Origin of the sequence: Limnohabitans lacus, assembly GCF_030053395.1 — a bacterium.
GTDB classification, from domain to species: Bacteria; Pseudomonadota; Gammaproteobacteria; order Burkholderiales; family Burkholderiaceae_C; genus Limnohabitans_A; species Limnohabitans_A lacus.
Genome location: NZ_JASGBH010000010.1, coordinates 59,989 through 77,292, shown reverse-complemented (window position 1 = coordinate 77,292; position 17,304 = coordinate 59,989). Strand labels below are relative to the sequence as shown.

At 60.2% G+C, this 17,304-nt stretch carries 17 protein-coding genes; 1 reads left to right on the top strand and 16 read right to left on the bottom strand.

Annotated features, from left to right (window positions below):
- Window positions 1-12: 12 nt before the first annotated feature.
- Entirely contained in the window at window positions 13-1,227 is a 1,215-nt protein-coding gene (locus tag QLQ16_RS13385) for an efflux RND transporter periplasmic adaptor subunit (RefSeq protein WP_283225164.1), read from the bottom strand.
- Between the two features lie 126 nt (window positions 1,228-1,353).
- On the opposite strand from QLQ16_RS13385, the gene purT reads away from it, so the two are divergent.
- Window positions 1,354-2,490, top strand: coding sequence for a formate-dependent phosphoribosylglycinamide formyltransferase (gene purT, locus QLQ16_RS13380; protein ID WP_283225163.1), 1,137 nt, complete (start codon window positions 1,354-1,356; stop codon window positions 2,488-2,490).
- An 88-nt stretch (window positions 2,491-2,578) separates the two neighbouring features.
- Here the strand turns inward: purT and uppS are convergent, their stop codons facing one another.
- The 15 genes from uppS to QLQ16_RS13305 form a co-directional block, all read right to left on the bottom strand.
- The gene (gene uppS / locus QLQ16_RS13375; protein ID WP_283225238.1) at window positions 2,579-3,274 is read right to left on the bottom strand and encodes a polyprenyl diphosphate synthase; all 696 of its coding nucleotides are present in this window, start codon (window positions 3,272-3,274) and stop codon (window positions 2,579-2,581) included.
- Between the two features lie 182 nt (window positions 3,275-3,456).
- On the bottom strand, window positions 3,457-4,008 hold the full coding sequence (gene nusG, locus QLQ16_RS13370) for a transcription termination/antitermination protein NusG (RefSeq protein ID WP_283225162.1): 552 nt from the start codon (window positions 4,006-4,008) through the stop codon (window positions 3,457-3,459).
- A gap of 155 nt (window positions 4,009-4,163) precedes the next feature.
- Window positions 4,164-4,460 (bottom strand): H-NS histone family protein, encoded by a 297-nt coding sequence (locus QLQ16_RS13365; protein ID WP_283225161.1) that lies wholly within the window; start codon window positions 4,458-4,460, stop codon window positions 4,164-4,166.
- 108 nt (window positions 4,461-4,568) lie between these two features.
- Window positions 4,569-5,858, bottom strand: coding sequence for a hemolysin family protein (locus QLQ16_RS13360; protein WP_283225160.1), 1,290 nt, complete (start codon window positions 5,856-5,858; stop codon window positions 4,569-4,571).
- Window positions 5,859-5,982: 124 nt separating this feature from the next.
- Window positions 5,983-6,810, bottom strand: a complete 828-nt coding sequence (locus tag QLQ16_RS13355; RefSeq protein ID WP_283225159.1) for a symmetrical bis(5'-nucleosyl)-tetraphosphatase — start codon at window positions 6,808-6,810, stop codon at window positions 5,983-5,985.
- Window positions 6,811-6,834: 24 nt separating this feature from the next.
- Window positions 6,835-7,473, bottom strand: coding sequence for a Smr/MutS family protein (locus QLQ16_RS13350; protein WP_283225158.1), 639 nt, complete (start codon window positions 7,471-7,473; stop codon window positions 6,835-6,837).
- A 30-nt stretch (window positions 7,474-7,503) separates the two neighbouring features.
- Window positions 7,504-7,908 carry a group II truncated hemoglobin gene (locus QLQ16_RS13345; RefSeq protein ID WP_283225157.1) on the bottom strand — a complete coding sequence of 135 codons (405 nt, stop codon included), beginning with the start codon at window positions 7,906-7,908 and terminating at the stop codon, window positions 7,504-7,506.
- 19 nt (window positions 7,909-7,927) lie between these two features.
- A complete protein-coding gene (locus tag QLQ16_RS13340; RefSeq protein ID WP_283225156.1) occupies window positions 7,928-10,429 on the bottom strand; it encodes an ABC transporter permease in 2,502 nt (833 codons plus the stop codon).
- Window positions 10,430-10,563: 134 nt separating this feature from the next.
- Window positions 10,564-11,451 (bottom strand): formate dehydrogenase accessory sulfurtransferase FdhD, encoded by an 888-nt coding sequence (locus QLQ16_RS13335; RefSeq protein WP_283225155.1) that lies wholly within the window; start codon window positions 11,449-11,451, stop codon window positions 10,564-10,566.
- 71 nt (window positions 11,452-11,522) lie between these two features.
- Complete coding sequence (locus tag QLQ16_RS13330) at window positions 11,523-11,864, bottom strand: hypothetical protein (RefSeq protein ID WP_283225154.1); 342 nt, start codon at window positions 11,862-11,864, stop codon at window positions 11,523-11,525.
- 14 nt (window positions 11,865-11,878) lie between these two features.
- Complete coding sequence (locus tag QLQ16_RS13325; RefSeq protein WP_283225153.1) at window positions 11,879-13,036, bottom strand: formate dehydrogenase subunit gamma; 1,158 nt, start codon at window positions 13,034-13,036, stop codon at window positions 11,879-11,881.
- A gap of 18 nt (window positions 13,037-13,054) precedes the next feature.
- Complete coding sequence (locus QLQ16_RS13320) at window positions 13,055-13,291, bottom strand: hypothetical protein (protein ID WP_283225152.1); 237 nt, start codon at window positions 13,289-13,291, stop codon at window positions 13,055-13,057.
- 2 nt (window positions 13,292-13,293) lie between these two features.
- A complete protein-coding gene (fdh3B, locus tag QLQ16_RS13315; RefSeq protein ID WP_283225151.1) occupies window positions 13,294-13,896 on the bottom strand; it encodes a formate dehydrogenase FDH3 subunit beta in 603 nt (200 codons plus the stop codon).
- 10 nt (window positions 13,897-13,906) lie between these two features.
- Complete coding sequence (locus QLQ16_RS13310) at window positions 13,907-16,867, bottom strand: formate dehydrogenase subunit alpha (protein ID WP_283225150.1); 2,961 nt, start codon at window positions 16,865-16,867, stop codon at window positions 13,907-13,909.
- 29 nt (window positions 16,868-16,896) lie between these two features.
- Window positions 16,897-17,103, bottom strand: coding sequence for a formate dehydrogenase (locus tag QLQ16_RS13305; RefSeq protein WP_283225149.1), 207 nt, complete (start codon window positions 17,101-17,103; stop codon window positions 16,897-16,899).
- Window positions 17,104-17,304 lie beyond the last annotated feature (201 nt).

Here is a 17,304-nt window from a genome sequence, read left to right as displayed (position 1 = left end):
GCTCACGCCTGCTCAGGGCTGAGTCCGCACGCGCTGGCCTTGGCGCAAGGTATAGGGCAAAGCGATCACCGCATCGCCCTCGCTTAAACCGTCCAGCACCTCCACCCACGCGCCACCGCGCAAGCCAAGCCGCACCGGGCGGCGCACCGCATGACCTTGCTCGCTGAGCCAAACCCAGGGAGCTGCCAAGTTGATGTCGTTGACATGCCCCACTGGCAGCGCCAGCGCTTGCGGCTTGCGCGCCACCTCCATGTCCACCGACACCGTCATGTCTTGCTTGAGGAATGGCACCGGCTCGGGCAGATCCAGCTTGACCTCCGCCGCGCCCGTCTGGGCATTGATGCCGGGGTTGATGAAAGCCACCTGAGCTTTGAATTTTTGCTGCGGATAGGCATCGGCCGAGGCCAGCGCCTGCTGCCCCACTGCCATCAAGCGCAAATTCTTTTCATCGATCTGCACCACCAGCTGCATGGCCCCCTCGGGCGACAAAGTCATCAACACCTTGCCCGCTTGCACCACATCACCCACCTCCACGCTGCGGCCAATCAGCTGGCCACTCACAGAAGCCTTGATCACCGCATAGCGGGCCTTGGCGCTGACCACCTCGGCGTTGGCCTGCGCCTCGGCCACAGCGCCCACGGCCAAGCTGTGCTCAGCGCCACCAGCCTGGGTCGAGGCCACTTGTTTTTGTGCAGCCAACACCTGGGCATCGGCCAAGGCCAAGGCCTTGCGCGATTCGTCCAGCGCCGCCTGGCCAATGAAGCCCTGCTCGAACAAAGTCAGATTGCGTTGCCAGCTGGCCCGCGCCGTGTCCAGACTGGCCTGCGCCTGCCGCAGGGTCTGCTGCAGCACCGGCCCTTGCACGTCGTTCAACTGCCGCAACCGACCCTGCGCTTGCATCACGGCCAGCTCGGCCTGCCGCTTTGCAGACTGCAACTCGGTGCTGACCAATTCGATCAGCACATCCCCCACTTTGACGGCCTGTCCTTCGGCCACAGGCACACGCGCCACGGTGCCGGTGATTTGCGCACCAATGTCCACCCGGTGCGGCGTCTCTACACGGCCACTGGCCACCACCGTTTGCAGCAAATCACGGCGTTGCACCGCCTCGGTCTGCACATGCGGACCCATCCACCAGCGCAGCAAAGCCACGCCCAGCAACAGGGCGAGTAAGCCCAACCACAATTTGCCGCCATGTCGGCGCATCCAAGTCCAAACAGCATTCATGCGAACCATTGTGGGAAGCTGCTTGGCGGTTACACATGATGCAGGTCAAGAACACCGCATGTGCAGGTTGTGTGTCAGGCAACTGAGCAACAATGGTGTTGTCCCCTTATCTACCCCTTTACCCTTATGAAAAAAATACTGCTTTTGGGTTCCGGTGAACTCGGCAAAGAATTCGTCATCAGCGCCAAGCGCCTGGGCTGCCACGTCATCGCCTGCGACAGCTATGCCGGCGCCCCGGCCATGCAAGTGGCCGACGAGTTTTGCGTGTTCAGCATGCTCGACGAAGCGCCACTGCGTGCAGCCATCGCCAAATACCAACCCGACCTGATCGTCCCCGAGATCGAAGCCATCCGCACCGAAGTGCTGCTCGATGTGGAAAAACAAGGCTTTGAAGTCATCCCCAGCGCCCGCGCTGCCAACCTGACCATGAACCGCGACCGCATCCGCGACGTGGCCGTGGGCCTGGGGGTGCGCACCGCCAAATTCAGCTATGCCGAATCGGCCGAAGAGTTGATGGCCCGCGCCACCGAAATCGGCTTTCCCGTCGTCATCAAACCCGTCATGAGCTCGTCCGGCAAAGGCCAAAGCGTGGCCAAGACCGCCGCCGACATCCAAGCCAGCTGGGACTACGCCTGCGCCGGCATGCGCGGCGACCGCCAGAAAGTCATCGCCGAAGAGTTCATCCATTTCGAATTTGAAATCACCCTTCTCACCGTGCGCCAACGCCATGGACAAACCCTGTTTTGCCCGCCGATTGGCCACGTGCAAGAGCGCGGTGACTACCAATACAGCTGGCAACCCCAAGGCATGAAGCCCGAGCAAATCCAAGCCGCACAAGACATGGCCGAAAAAGTCACCACCGACTTAGGGGGAGCGGGCTTGTTTGGCGTGGAGTTTTTCGTCACGAAGGACGAAGTCATCTTCAGCGAACTGAGCCCCCGCCCGCACGATACCGGCATGGTCACGCTGATCAGCCAGAACCTGAGCGAGTTCGACCTGCACGCCCGTGCTGTACTGGGCTTGCCGATCCCCGTGATCGAGTGCGTCGAAGGCGCCAGCGCCGTGGTGCTGGCCGACAAGGAAGGCAAAGACCCGAAATTCACTGGCGTGGAAGCCGCGTTGAGCGAACCCGGCGTGGACGTGCGCATCTTCGGCAAGCCCACCACCCGGCCCTATCGCCGCATGGCCGTGGCCTTGGCCAAAGGCCCAGGCGCCCTTGAACGTGCCCGAAATGCTGCCGCCCAGATCCACGTGCTGGTCTGATCCCGCACCAACGCCACTCGGTTCAGCGCTTACGGGCGCTCAGGCAGATCACGGCAGATGCAGGCTCAGGCGTGCGGCTAACGCCCCATCAGATGGGCGCCGACGAACCAAATCGGCGGTCACGGTGCTGAAACCAGTCGATGGCCTTGGTCAAGCGCTTGGGGGTGAAGTCGGGCCACAGGTCATCGGTATAGAAGAGCTCGGCATAGGCCGCTTGCCAGAGCATGAAGTTGCTGATGCGCGACTCACCGCCGGTGCGGATGAGCAAATCCACCTCCGGGGCATAAGAGGTGCTCAGGTGTTGCGCCAAGGCTTCTTCCGTCAAATCTTGCAGACTTTGACCGGGGTGGGCGCTTTGCCATGCCTGCGCAGCCTGGATCATGTCCCAGCGGCCACCGTAGTTGGCACACACCGTGAGGGTGATGGCTTGGTTGGCCGCAGTCATGGTCTCTGCCCGAACAATGAGCTCTTGCAGCGCTGGAGAAAAGCGTGATTTGTCACCGACAACTTTGAGGCGAACGCCGTTCTCATTCATGCTGTCAACCTCTTTTTGCAAGTAGGTCATGAACAAGCTCATGAGGCTGGAGACTTCTTCTTCAGGGCGTTTCCAGTTTTCGGTGCTGAAGGCAAACAAACTCAGATGCGCAATGCCCTGCGCCGCGCAGCTGCTGACGATGTCGCGCACCCGCTTGGCCCCTGCTGCGTGGCCCAGGGCTGCAGGCAAGAAGCGTTTTTTGGCCCAACGACGGTTGCCGTCCATGATGATGGCAATGTGCTGAGGCAGTGGGTTATGGGGCGTGGGCGTGGACAAAGGACGAATACAAGTGAATGAATATAGATTTTAGTGGCCTTGCCTGACGGTGGGTTTAAACAGGGGACCGGCGCACCGGGCTCACGCCATCCAGGCAGAAACTGCGGGTGGAGACACGGCAGCCCTTGCGTGAAAAGCAACGCGATGGCCCCCAGTCAAACGTCGGTCACTTCGACCTGGTGGTGCTCCACCTGGACCACGGTAGGGCGGCCAAGGATTTCAAAGAGAACGGCGACGCGTTTGCTGGACACACTTTGGATCAGCCCTTCCACATCACCCAAGGCCGTGTGTTTGAGGCGCACGGTTTGACCGGCCTTGAGGTTGCTCAATTCAACAAGCGTGGCTTGGTTGCGGTCTTCTTCCATGAGGCGAATGCGTCGCACGAGGTCATCATGGAGCAAGGCCGGCTCAAACCCAAAGCGGACGATTGTGGCCACGCCTTTGGTGCTCCGCACGACCGAGATGCTTTGCTCTGCCCGACGGGGTCGAAAAAGGATGTACCGCGGGAACATGGGCTCAAACAACGCGACAGGACCTTGCTCGGTTTTTTTGAACTTCTTGTAGCGGGGCAAATAAGCTTCAAATGACTGCTGCTCGAGATTGAGCTGAGCGATTTGCTCTTGCCTTGGTTTGGTATAGGCCAAATACCAACGGTTTTGCTCTGGATTTTCTTCAAGGTTCGGCAGATGGGATGGCACAAGGGACATGAATCAAGAGAAGGGGCAATATTTCAGATGGATTTTGATCGACTTTATCACTGCTTTTGAAAAAGTTTTGCGTTTTAAAAAACCAATAAAAAACCCCGCCTGGGCGGGGTTGGTGACACCAGTTTAGTCGTGTCTGTGAGGGCAAGGCCGGAAAGTCAGGCGATCAAAAACTGATTGCGGTCTTTGCCGTCGATCCATTTAGGGGCTTTGCCACGGCCAGTCCAAGTTTGACCGGTGGCAGGGTCACGGTATTTGGCAGCCACTTTGCTGGCAGGCTTGCTGGCAGCTTTGGCACCACGACCTGGAAAAATGTCATTGGCCGTCAAGCCATACTCGGCCACCAGTTCGCGCACTTTGGCGACGGCTTCCGAGATTTCGCGCTGACGGGCAGCGGCAATCGCTTGTTCGAGGGCTTCACGCTGTTGCAAAAGATCTTTGTAGCTTTGGCTCATCACAACTCCTGAATAAATAATAAAGATGCTTGAATATACCCGATTTAATTGAATTCACATGTGATTTTCAATTAAATCGAATGAGCACAAAAGATTATGAAAAAAGCATTAATGCTTTCGGGTGGCCAACACTTTGTCAATACGCCTGCCATCCAAATCGACGATTTCAAATACCCAGTCGTCCAATTCAATGCATTGGGTCACCACGGGCAGTTGTCCCAATACATACAAAAGCAATCCCGCCAGCGTGTTGTAACGGCCTTTGTCCTCGGCAGGTAAATCCTTGATGTCCAAACGCGATTTGAGCTCATTGACAGGCATCAGACCGTCCAGCAGCCAGCTGCCATCGGCCCTTTGGTTAGCCCAGGCATCGGTTTGGGTCTCGGGTTTGAGCTCTCCGGTGATGGCTTCAAGCAGGTCAAGTGGGGTCAACAAGCCCTGCACTTCGCCATATTCGTCCACCACAAACATCATGCGGCTGGGCTGGTCGCGCATTTGCTCGAGCAGTTCCATGCCGGTCAAGGTTTCGGGCACAAAGTGTGCGGTCTGCGCGTGGTGATCCAAGGTGAGCGCATCGTCGGCAGGCAAAGACAGCAATTGCGACACACTGATCACGCCCTGCACGTGGCCGAGGTTTTCGCGGCAAACGGGGTACCACGAGTGATTGCCCTCGACGCGCATCTGGTTGATGCGCTCCATGGCTTGGCGGGTGGTCAAGCTCGCTTCTAGCCACTGGATGTCACCACGCGGTGTCATCATGGAAGTCAACGGCCGGTCGTCCAGGTGGAACACATTGCGCACCATCTGATGCTCGTGCTCTTCGATCAGGCCCGCGCTCACGCCTTCGGCCAGACTGGCGGTGATTTCTTCTTCGGTGACTTCCTGGCTGCCCTTGCTGTCGATCCGCATGAGTTTGAGCATGCCTTGCGTTGACAGCGAAAGCAGCTTCACAAACGGTCCAGCCACCTTGGCGAGCCAGGCCATGGGGCGAGCGACCACACGGGCTACAGGCTCGGGGTAGAGCTGCCCGATGCGCTTGGGCACCAGTTCCCCAAAAATGATGGTGGTGAAGGTGATGAGGGTCACCACAATGGCCGTGGCACTGACGCTGGCCGCCGAGTCGCTGAGGCCCCAACCGACCAGCACCTGCGCCAACGATGCGCTGAATGCAGCTTCGCCCACAATCCCGTTGAGAACACCGATGGAGGTGATGCCCACCTGAACTGTGGAGAGGAATTGCGTGGGTTCTTCTAGCAGCTTCAATGCGGCCTGCGCACCTTTGTCACCGCTTTCTTCCAAGACCGCCAAACGCGCCTTGCGACTGGAGGCCAGCGCCAACTCCGACATGGCAAACACGCCGTTGAGCAAGGTGAGAAAAGCGATCAGCAAAAAGTCCATACCGCCATTGTGCCAAGGATGTGCGGCAGCCCCCCTTTGCGGTCATTTTGCGTGGCGGCCAGGGCGATAGGTCCAGTGCCATCTGATCGCCATTGCGCGCGATGCATGACGGCAAAGCGGTGGATCACGCCGCTTGCTGAGCCTGGGGACAGTTGACCTGAATCAGTTCGTGCGCCCCACTGGCCTGCCAACGCAAGGCGCTCAGGCAGCCGCCCCAGACGCAACCGGTGTCCAGCGCCAGCACATCCATGCGGCCCAGCCAACCCAGCGTGGACCAATGACCGAAGGCGATGGGCACCTGCGCGGTTTGCCGACCCGGCACATCGAACCAGGGCATGAAGCCTGCAGGGGCAGCGTTGGCGCCTTCTTTGGCCTTGAATTCCATGACGCCATCAGCCGTACAAAAACGCAGGCGCGTCAACGCATTGACGATCACGCGCAGACGGTCGATGCCTTGCAGATCGTCGCGCCAGGCATCGGGCTGGTTGCCATACATCTGGTGCAAAAACTCGGTCAACAATGGACTGCGCAAAACGTCTTCGAATTCTGCCGCGAGGGCCAATGTTTGATCGACTGACCATGCTGGCAAAACACCCGCGTGGACCATCAAGATGCCGTGGGCATAAATGGCCATGCGCTGGTGACTCAGCCAATCGAGCATGGCGCTGCGATCTGGGGCTTGCAGCAAGTTGTCCAGCGTGTCTAGGCGCTTGTAGGGGCTGGCCCCAGCGGCCACGGCCAGCAGGTGCAGGTCATGGTTGCCCAACACGCACTGCACCGATGAGCCCATGGCCATCAGGCGGCGAAGCACGCCGGCTGAATCAGGTCCGCGGTTGACCAAGTCGCCCAGCACATACAACTGGTCTCGGCTGGGCGAAAACGCCACTTGCTGCAGCAAGCGCTCAAGGGGCCCGTCACAGCCTTGGATGTCACCGATCAAATAAACAGACATGGAGAACTCAGCCGATCCAGTGGTTCAACCTGCAGGCTTGAGCAGCACCACCAAGGCGCCTGCACCGCCCTCAGCGGGTTTGGCTTGCACAAAGGCCATGACCTGGTTTTTTTGCACCAGCCAGCTGTGCACCTTGGACTTGAGCACCGGCGTCTTGCCGGGTGAGCCCAGACCTTTGCCGTGCACCACGCGCAGGCAACGCAGGCCATGGCGATGGGCATTGCGGATGAATTCGGCCAAAGCCACACGCGCCTCCTCGGTGCGCAGGCCGTGCAAATCGACCTCGCCTTGTATGGCCCAGTCGCCTTTGCGCAGTTTGTGCGTCACATCGCGCCCGATGCCGGGGCGGCGAAAGCTCAGCATTTCATCGGTGTCGAGCAAAGTGCTGGCGTCGAACTCGTCGCTGAGTGCATCGCGCAGCACAGCTTGCTCGTCTTTTTGGCGCTGCTTGGCCACAGGTGCGACGATGGTTTTGGGAGCCGGTGCCCTGGCCGACTCGGGCATGCGCTTGACTGTACCCACCGCCCGCTCAAACAGCTTGGTTTCGGCCTCGCGCTGACGCTCCGCTGCAGCGCGGGCAACGGCTTCGGCCTGCGCCTTTTCTTGGGCCACGGCCAGTTGTTTCTGGACCTTTTTGAGGTCTTGCAGCGAGTTGATTTTCACCAGATGTCCTGTGTGCTTGAGGCGTGGCGATCAAGCGCCACGGTTGCGCATCCAGTCGGCGGTCTGGAAGAAACTTTTGACCAAGCGTTCACGCAAGACCGGGTCGACACCGGTTTCGCCCATGGCCTGGTCCATGCAGGCGAGCCATTGGTCGCGCTCGAGGATGCCGATTGAAAAGGGCATGTGCCGCATGCGCAAGCGCGGGTGGCCAAAACGTTCAATGTAATGATCGGGTCCGCCAAGCCAGCCAGACAAAAACCAGCTCAGTTTGTCTCGAGCGTCTTGCAGCGTGCTGCCGTGCGCAGCCCGCAATGCGGCGTAGGCCGGCTCCAAATCCATCAGGTCATAAAAGCGGTCCACCAGAGCCCGAACGCGGTCTTCACCGCCGATCCATTCAAAGGGCGTGTCGAACGGCGGTTTTTCTTCGATTTGCATAGGTGGCTATTGTGCCGCTTCACAGCGCACGCAAAGTTTGCATCACAGGCTGGCGCAGCACCCCAGACAGACTCAGACTGCCAGCCACCCAAGCCAATAGGGCACCCAGCGCCCCTCCGGCCAGTGGCGCCCAAAGTGGTGGCGCCCAAGCGAATTCAAAGGCAAAGCGGGCCAGCGCCCAGCCCACCACCAGCGCCATGCTGCTGGCCATGAAACCGGCCAGCCAGCCAATACCCAACAACTCGGTGCGCTGCACTTGCGCCAGCAGCTGCCGGCTGGCACCCAGCGCACGCATGATGGCGTATTCGTGCTCACGCGCCTGCCGGCTCGCGCCCACAGCCGCCAACAAGACCATCACACCTGCCGCCAAAGTAAAGCCAAACAAATACTCCACCGCACGGATGACTTGGTCCATCACACGCTGGACTTGGGCCAGGGTGCTGCGCATGTCCACGCTGGTGATGTTGGGAAACTGCTTGACCAAGGCGTTCTCAAAACCATTGGCACCTTCAGGGCTGCGAAAAGCGGCCATGTAGGTCATAGGCAAGTCGGGCATCTGCGCCTGCGGAAACAACATGAAAAAGTTGGCCCGCATGGACGCCCAATCCACCTTGCGCAACGAGGTGATGCGGGCCTCGCGCGATTGCCCAGCGATGTCAAAGCGCAAGGTGTCGCCGAGCTTGAGGCCCAGGGTCTCGGCAATGCCTTGCTCGACACTGAGCCCATCGGCTTCGCCGCTGACCCAGCGACCGGCCGTGAGGGGGTTGTGTTCGGGCAAAGTGTCGCTGTGCGAGAGGTTGATCTCGCGGTCGATCAAGCGTTTGGCGCGGTCCGCGGTGAAATCGTTGGGGCCCACTTCGCGCCCGTTGATGGCCACCAGCCGCCCACGGATCATGGGGAACCAGTCGGGCGATGACACACCCGAGGCTTGCAAGCTGGCCAAAAAATCCTGCGCTTGTTCGGGCTGCACGTTGATCACAAACCGGTCGGGCGCATTGGCCGGTGTGGCCTGTCGCCAGCTGGCCACCAGATCGGTGCGCAGCAGCACCAGCAAAGCCAGGGCCAACAATCCAACCGACAAAGCGCTGACCTGCACCACCGCAAACACCGGCCGCGCCGCCACCTGGCGCGTGGCCAAGCGCAGCCAAGCCGGGGCTTGCTCGCCAGGCACTGTGCGGCGCAGCAAGCCCAGCGCCAAAGCCGCCAGCCCAGCAAAGACCAGCAAGGCCAGCGCAAAGCCGCTCACCGTGATGAGCCCCAAGGTCAAGCTGCGGCTGACCATGAGCAGCGTCAAGGCAAAACCGGTAAGCCCCATGGCCAGCACCAGCACGGAGCTGGTTTGCAGGCCCCCCAGGTCACGGCGGATCACGCGCAGGGGCGGCACCTTGGCCAATTGCAGCACCGGGGGCAAGCCAAAGGCCACGAGCAAGGTCAGGCCCATGCTCATGCCCATGAGGGCAGGCCAGGCGGTGGCGTTGGGCAGTTGCGTCTCGACCAAGCCAGCCAAGAGCTGCACAAAGCCCAGGTGCACGCCGTAACCGATCAACACGCCCAGTGCGCTGGCGATCAGGCCTGCGCCCAAAAACTCCAAGCCGTAGCTCAAGCTGAGTGTGCGCTGGCTTTGACCCAACACCCTCAAGAGGGCACAGGCGTCGAGTTGCCGCTCGGCGAAACTGCGCGACGCCAGCGCCACAGCGACCGCACAGAGCAATGCCGCCAACAAGGCCACCAAGTTCAAAAACTGCGAAGCGCGGTCCAAGGTCTGGCGCATTTCGGGGCGGCCGGTGTCCAGCGACTCGATCTGCACGCCGCGCACATGGCGGGCATCGACCTCGGTCTTGGCCCAGGCCACAAACGCATCGGCTTGGGGCCCCGCCACAGCCATGCGCCAGGTCACGCGGCTGGCCGGTTGCACCAGTCCAGTGGAGGGCAAATCGGCCGCGTTGAGCATGACACGCGGCGCAAAGTTCATGAATCCCGCGCCACGGTCGGGCTCGCGCACGATGGTGGCGCTGATGCGCAACTGGCGATCGCCCAAGCCCAGCATCTGGCCGGTTTGCAGGTTCAAGGCTTCAAGCAAGGCCGGGTCCACCCAGACCTCTCCGGCGGGTGGGATGCGGACTGGGCTGGCACTGACTTCCAAGCGACCGCGCAATGGGTAACCGGGCTCCACGGCCTTGAGGGCGACCAGCCGACTGGCACCGCCCTGCTCGGGCAAGGCCCGTGCCATGGTGGGGAAGCTGACGTTGGTGTTGGTTTGAAGGCCCAGCTGACGGGCTTGCTGTGCAAAGGCTTCGGGCGTGCGTTGGTCACTGACCACGACCGCGTCACCGCCGAGCAGTTGCCGCGCGTCGCGCCACAAACCGCCTTGCAGGCGATCGGCCAAAAAACCCACCGCTGTGAGCGCGGCCACCGCCAAGGCCACCGAGAGCATCAACAGCCGCAATTCGCCAGCCCGCAGGTCGCGCCACAACTGCCGGGCGCCCAGCGCGAGTCCGTGTTTCCATCCTTGTGAGTTCATGCAGCGACCTTACCGCACATTGCAATCACGGCAAGGGCCAATGGAATTGGCAAGGCCATACCATCACCCGGCACGTTCGACTGCATCCACCGAGGGAACGTCAGCAGCCCAATCGCTGAACCGTGCTCAGCGATTCAGCTGACTTGGACCAGCTCGGGTTGCCAAATCAGGCGCTCGGGGGCGCTGAAGCACAAAAAGCGTTTATTGGTGGCGCGGCCGATGGCGCACAGGCCCAGGCGCTTGGCCACATCCAGCCCCATTTGGGTGATGCCGCTGCGCGAGACCACCACCGGGATGCCCATTTGGGCGGACTTGATGACCATCTCGCTGGTCAGGCGACCGGTGGTGTAGAACACTTTGTCTTGGCCACTGATGTCGTTCATCCACATCCAGCCCGCAATCGTGTCCACCGCGTTGTGGCGGCCGACATCCTCGACAAACTTGAGCATCTCATCGCCCTGAAACAAGGCACAACCATGCACCGAGCCAGACGATTTGTAGGTGGTTTCCTGCAAGCGGATGGCATTGACCAGACCGTACAGCTGGCCTTGGGTGATGCGGGCTTCGGGTAAGGCGATCTCGTCGATGTGGGCCATCAGATCGCCAAAGACGCTGCCTTGGCCGCAACCGGTGGTGACCACGCGATCTGCGCTGCGCTGCGGCGCCAGTCTGGCACCTGGTCTTGTTTTGACAGCGGCCACGCCGGGTTCACCGGTTTCGCCCACGCCGATCGTCCAATCGACCGTGATGGACTCGATCTGCTCGACCGCGTCGATCAAGCGCTGGTTGCGCAAAAAGCCCAGCACCAGGTGCTCGGGCTCGGCGCCCAGGGTCATCAGCGTGACGAGCTCTTTCTTGTCGAGGTAAATCGTCAGCGCCCGCTCTGCGGGGATGGCGGTGTCTGAATGTTCGCCAAATTCGTTGCACACCTGCACCGTCCGCGTGAGGGACTCATGCGATTGGGTGATGCGGGGTTTGAGGGCCACAGGGGCCTCGGTGGATTCGGTCAAAACAGCAGGCATGGCAGGAGCCTAACGCAAAAATCCCCCGCCGGTGAGGACGGGGGACAAACAGGGATGGGCTCGAAAAAAGATCAGCCTTTTTTGGCCGGTGCGGCTGCAGGCGCTGCGGGTGCGGCAGGGGCTGCGGGGGCCGCTGCTTGCTCGGCTGGCTTGTAAGCACCTGGGTCCACACAAGCGGGTGTCGCGGTGGGTGGGTTGGTTTTGGCACCGGTCGTTTTGGCCGTCTTGTAGTAGTGGGCCGCGACTTTTTCTCGCGACTTGCACAGCTGGAAGTCGGCCACTTTGTTGCCGTGGGCAGTTTTGGCAGCCGCTTCGGCGGCCTTGGCCTTGGCTTCGTCGCTGGGTGCGGGCAGTTTGGCAACAGCGCCAAAGCTCAGGGCCAGCGCGGACAAAACAAGCAGGGTCTTTTTCATGGTTTTGCTCCTGTTCAAGCCGATGCGGCCTTGGAGGTGGCAGCCGGTGCTGCCGCTGTGGGGGGCGTGCGTTGGGCCGGGATCTTGCCGGCTTTGATGTCGTCGTACCAAAGCTCGTGGTGTTCTTTGGCCCAGGTCTCGTCCACATAGCCTTCGCGCATGGCGCTGTAGGCGCCGCGCATGCCGATGGTACCCATGTAGATGTGTCCCAAGAACATCGCCATCATCAAGAAAGTGGCCACAGCGTGCACCATGTGGCTGATCTGCATGGTGGCGCGCTCATAGACCAAGCCAGGGATCAGATTGTCGAGCACCAAGCCCGAAGCCACCACCACCAGACCGAGGAAGAACACACCCGACCAGAACAGGATTTTTTCACCGGCGTTAAATCGGTGCGAAGGCACTTCGGTACCCGACACCAAACCACCGCCTTTGAGGATCCAGGTCAAGTCTTCTTTGCTGGGGATGTTGTCGCGCACAAAGGTCACGATGACGATCACCAAGGACACCGCAAACAGCGGGCCTGCAAAGTTGTGGATGTTTTTCAGCGCATACGTCAGCCAGCCAAACAAGGCCGTGCCGATGACAGGCAAGATGAAAAACTTGCCAAAGGCCATAACGATGCCCGAGATGGCCAAGGCGCAAAACGCGATCGCATTGGCCCAGTGGGCCGAGCGCTCAAAAGGCGTGAAGCGCTCGATCTTGCGGCCGGTCTCCTGACCATGCAATTCGATGGTGCCTTTGCGCCAGTAAAACAGCGCAATCGCGCCCAGCACGATCAAGATCAGCGAACCGCCGTAGGGGATCAGGTACTGGTTACGCACCTGGCGCCAAGCTTCACCGGCGTTGGTCAAACGCGAGCCGGGGTACTGCACAAATTTCTGAATCAAATTGCCGGCTTCAGGGGCTTCGCTCGCCGGCAAGCTGCTGTAACCCGTCACGCCCTGCCCCACCTGACGCCACATGGGCGCGTTGTTGCCGGGCTGGACCTGAGCACGCTCGGCATTGCTCTGGTGTTTGTATTTCGGATCGGTATCGGCGCTGGGTGCGACTTGGAAGATGTTGGCGCTTTTAACGCCCATACCCTCGGCTGCCGGTGCTGGGGCTGCCGTTTGGGCCGCAGCGCCCAAGGCCAACAAGCCCAGACCCAAAGTGATGATCAAGCGACGCATGATCGGCTCCTCATGCGCTCACTTGGGAGCGCGTTGGTGATCGTTCATGCCGTAATTGGCACGGGCCTTGAGGTGGTTGGACCAACTGTCGTGGTCGCCAGCCTTCCAACCTGGCTCGGTGAAGGCGGCCACACCGGTGCCTGCTTGCGCAGGTTGATCGCTGCGGATGCCCATTTTGTCTTGTGGTTTTTCGCCGCAGGCCGACAAAGCCAATGCAGCGCTCACCAATGTGGCAGAAACCAATGTGCGTTGCATGATCAGGCTCCTTGCTTGGCGGCTGTGCCGTAGGCGGTGCCCCAGCCCCAGACTTCAGCGCCCTTGCCACGCTGGACCACGCGGCTGCGGAAAATGTCAGAGACCACGTCGCCGTCACCGGCCAGCAAAGCCTTGGTCGAGCACATCTCGGCACATGCAGGCAGCTTGCCTTCGGCAAGGCGGTTGCGACCGTATTTGTCGAACTCGGCTTGGCTGCCATGCTCTTCGGGGCCGCCGGCGCAGAAGGTGCACTTGTCCATCTTGCCGCGCACACCAAAGGTGCCTTGACCTGGGAACTGTGGCGCGCCAAAGGGGCAAGCATACGAGCAGTAGCCGCAGCCGATGCAGACGTCTTTGTCGTGCAAGACCACGCCTTCGTCGGTCTTGTAAAAACAGTTGACGGGGCAAACGGCCATGCAAGGCGCGTCAGAGCAGTGCATGCAAGCCACCGAGATGGACTTCTCGCCAGGCACACCGTCGTTGAGTGTGACCACACGGCGGCGGTTCACACCCCATGGGACTTCATGTTCGTTTTTGCAAGCGGTGACGCAGCCGTTGCATTCGATGCAGCGCTCGGCATCACAGATGAATTTCATTCGTGCCATCGTGTTCTCCTCAAGCCTTCTCGATGTTGCAGATGGTGGTCTTGGTCTCTTGCATCATGGTGACGCTGTCATAACCGTAGGTGGTGGCGGTGTTGACCGCTTCGCCACGCACCACAGGGGCTGCACCCTTGGGGTAATAAGCCAGCATGTCGGCGCCTTGCCAGCGACCTGAGAAGTGGAAAGGCATCCACACCGTGCCGCTGTCCACGCGCTCTGTCACCATGGCTTGGACGTTCAAACGGGCCCCGGTGGCGCCGAGCAACCAGACGCGGTCGCCATTGCGAATGCTGCGATCGGCCGCCGTCTTGGGGTTGATCTCGACATAGGCTTCTTGCTGCAGTTCGGCCAGCCAAGGGTTGGAGCGGGTTTCTTCGCCGCCGCCTTCGTACTCGACCAAGCGGCCAGAGGTGAGGATGAGCGGGAACTTCTCGTGCGCCTTGTCGGCGATGTTTTTGTCCTGCACGGTTTTGTACAGGGTGGGCAGACGCCAGAAAGCTTTCTTGTCGTCGTGCGTGGGGTACTTGGCCATCATGTCTGGGCGGGTGCCATACAGCGGCTCGCGGTGCTGCGGGATGGGATCGGGGAAGTTCCAGACCACGGCACGCGCCTTGGCATTGCCAAAGGGGTGGCAGCCATGGTTTTGCATGAACACACGGATCATGCCGCCTGAGCTGTCGGTCTTCCAGTTCTTGCCTTCGGCCTTGGCTTTTTCAGCATCGGTCAACTCGTCCCACCAGCCCAGCTTTTTCAGCAGGATGTGGTCAAGCTCTGGATAGCCCGTGGTGATGTCCGCGCCTTTGGAGTGCGAGCCATCTTCAGACAGCAAGCTTTTGCCTTCGCGCTCCACACCGAAGTTGGCGCGGAAGTTGCCGCCGCCGTCCATGACGTGTTTGGAGGTGTCGTACAGGTTGGGCGAACCGGGGTGCTTGAGCTCGGGTGTGCCATAGCAAGGCCAAGGCAGGCCGAAGTAGTCACCACCAAAGTCGTAGCCGGTTTCTTTGTCTTTCCCGCCTTTGGCCTTCAGGGTCTTCACATCGAACACATGCATGTTCTTCATGTGCGCCTTCAGGCGCTCGGGACTTTGGCCGGTGTAACCAATGGTCCAGACGCACTTGTTGATCTCACGCAGGATGTCTTCGGGCACGGGCTCGTCCATGCCTTTGACTTTTTGCATCTTGTAGTTTTTGGACAGTTCTGTTGCAAAGCCCAGTTTGCCGGCCAGCTGATGCATGATCATGTGGTCAGAGCGGCTCTCCCACAGCGGGTCGATGACCTTCTCGCGCCACTGCAAAGAGCGGTTGGACGCGGTGCAGGAACCACTGGTCTCGAACTGCGTGGCAGCAGGCAGCAAGTACACAGCACGGTTGGGGTTGAGGTCTTCGGCTTTGCCGGGCATGGCTGCCATGGCGGCAGTGGCCGATGGGTAGGGATCTACCACCACCAACAAGTCCAACTTGTCCATGGCGCGTTTCATCTCCAGGCCACGGGTCTGTGAGTTGGGGGCATGGCCCCAATAGAAGACGCCGCGCAGGTTGCTGTCTTGGTCGATCAGTTCGTTCTTTTCAAGGACACCGTCGATCCAGCGGGAAACGGTGATGCCGTTTTTACCCATCATGGCGGGGCTGGCGAATTGCTTTTTGATCCACTCGAAGTCCACGCCCCACGCGTTGGCAAAGTGCTTCCACGAGCCTTCGGCCAGACCGTAGTAGCCGGGCAGCGAGTCGGGGTTGGGGCCGACGTCGGTTGCGCCTTGCACGTTGTCGTGGCCACGGAAGATGTTGGTGCCGCCGCCGGTCTTACCGACGTTGCCCAAGGCCAATTGCAAGATGCACGATGCACGCACGATGGCATTGCCGATGGTGTGCTGGGTCTGACCCATGCACCAGACGATGGTGCCGGGGTTGTTCTCATGCAGCATCTTGGCGATCTTGAAGACTTGCTCTTCTTTCACTCCGCAAGCTTCTTCCACTTTGTCGGGTGTCCACTTGGCCATGACATCGGCCTTGACGGCGTCCATGCCGTACACGCGGTCGTTGATGTATTTTTTGTCTTCCCAGCCGTTCTTGAAGATGTGGTACAGCACACCGAACAGGAAAGGAATGTCGGTGCCCGAGCGGATGCGCACGAACTCATCGGCCTTGGCGGCGGTGCGGGTGAAGCGTGGATCGACCACGATCATCTTGCAGCCGTTTTCCTTGGCATGGAGCATGTGCAGCATGGACACGGGGTGGGCTTCTGCGGCATTGGAGCCGATGTACAAAGCGACCTTGCTGTTTTGCATGTCGTTGTACGAGTTGGTCATGGCGCCGTAGCCCCATGTGTTGGCCACACCGGCCACGGTGGTGGAGTGGCAAATGCGGGCCTGGTGGTCGCAGTTGTTGGTGCCCCAGAAGCTCACAAACTTGCGCAGCAAATAGGCTTGTTCGTTGTTGTGCTTGGAAGAGCCCACAAAGTAGACGCTGTCAGGGCCACTGGCTTTTTTCAGCTCCAGCATCTTGGCGCTGATCTCGGTCAGTGCTGTGTCCCAGCTGATGCGCTCGTATTTGCCGTTGACCAGCTTCATCGGGTAGCGCAGGCGGTATTCGCCGTGGCCGTGCTCGCGCAAAGCAGCGCCCTTGGCGCAATGGGCGCCCAAATTGATGGGCGAATCGAACACGGCTTCTTGGCGAACCCAAACGCCGTTTTCAACCACGGCATCGACGGCGCAACCGACCGAACAGTGGGTGCACACGGTGCGCTTGACTTCGACCTTGCCTTTGCCGATGTTGTCCACACCAGCGGCCGCATGGGCTTTTTGCACAAGGCTCAGTTGCGAAGCGGCCAGGCCCACGCCGACGCCCAGACCCGAACGGCGCAAAAAGCTGCGGCGGTCCAAAGTAGGCAGCGCTTGCGACAAACCGCGGCGCAAGCTGTGGATGAAGGGGGAAGAATCGGCACCGGCTGCGGTGCTGGACTTTTTGGTCAACAACATCGAGGTCTCCAGTTGGGGGATTTGATAGATCAGATACGGGTGGTCTTGTAATACTGCTGAACGTGTTCGCTCAGCGTGTATCCACCACCGCGCTCGGGCTTGGGCAAGGCGTTTGTCGCGGGCAATTGTTTTTGAATCACGCCCGGCAAGACGCTGCTGGCCGCGGCCACAGCACCAACGGTGGCCGCGCCTGCAAACATGCTGCGGCGAGAAAGATGAGAAGTTTTGGAAGACATGAAAGACTCCAGAAAAGTTACACGAAAACCCAGCCCAACTTAGGCACTGTTTTGCATAGGCCAAATGGTAGCCAACTTGATCCAGTTTCTCAAAGTAGAAACCCTTACAAGCAGTCGCCTACAGAACTCAAATCACGCCTCGAGTCTGAAAAAAACGCGCAGCATGTTCATGCTGCGCGCTCTGGCTAACTGACTTTTTCA

Bases quoted from the DNA above. Each gene is read 5' to 3' on its own strand.
- QLQ16_RS13310 (WP_283225150.1), bottom strand. From the start codon at position 16,867: ATGTTGTTGACCAAAAAGTCCAGCACCGCAGCCGGTGCCGATTCTTCC.
- fdh3B (WP_283225151.1), bottom strand. From the start codon at position 13,896: ATGGCACGAATGAAATTCATCTGTGATGCCGAGCGCTGCATCGAATGC.
- QLQ16_RS13355 (WP_283225159.1), bottom strand. From the start codon at position 6,810: ATGTCTGTTTATTTGATCGGTGACATCCAAGGCTGTGACGGGCCCCTT.
- QLQ16_RS13305 (WP_283225149.1), bottom strand. From the start codon at position 17,103: ATGTCTTCCAAAACTTCTCATCTTTCTCGCCGCAGCATGTTTGCAGGC.
- QLQ16_RS13325 (WP_283225153.1), bottom strand. From the start codon at position 13,036: ATGCGTCGCTTGATCATCACTTTGGGTCTGGGCTTGTTGGCCTTGGGC.
- QLQ16_RS13365 (WP_283225161.1), bottom strand. From the start codon at position 4,460: ATGAGCCAAAGCTACAAAGATCTTTTGCAACAGCGTGAAGCCCTCGAA.
- QLQ16_RS13385 (WP_283225164.1), bottom strand. From the start codon at position 1,227: ATGAATGCTGTTTGGACTTGGATGCGCCGACATGGCGGCAAATTGTGG.
- nusG (WP_283225162.1), bottom strand. From the start codon at position 4,008: ATGTCCCTTGTGCCATCCCATCTGCCGAACCTTGAAGAAAATCCAGAG.
- QLQ16_RS13335 (WP_283225155.1), bottom strand. From the start codon at position 11,451: ATGCCTGCTGTTTTGACCGAATCCACCGAGGCCCCTGTGGCCCTCAAA.
- purT (WP_283225163.1), top strand. From the start codon at position 1,354: ATGAAAAAAATACTGCTTTTGGGTTCCGGTGAACTCGGCAAAGAATTC.
- QLQ16_RS13360 (WP_283225160.1), bottom strand. From the start codon at position 5,858: ATGGACTTTTTGCTGATCGCTTTTCTCACCTTGCTCAACGGCGTGTTT.
- QLQ16_RS13345 (WP_283225157.1), bottom strand. From the start codon at position 7,908: ATGCAAATCGAAGAAAAACCGCCGTTCGACACGCCCTTTGAATGGATC.
- QLQ16_RS13330 (WP_283225154.1), bottom strand. From the start codon at position 11,864: ATGAAAAAGACCCTGCTTGTTTTGTCCGCGCTGGCCCTGAGCTTTGGC.
- QLQ16_RS13340 (WP_283225156.1), bottom strand. From the start codon at position 10,429: ATGAACTCACAAGGATGGAAACACGGACTCGCGCTGGGCGCCCGGCAG.
- QLQ16_RS13320 (WP_283225152.1), bottom strand. From the start codon at position 13,291: ATGCAACGCACATTGGTTTCTGCCACATTGGTGAGCGCTGCATTGGCT.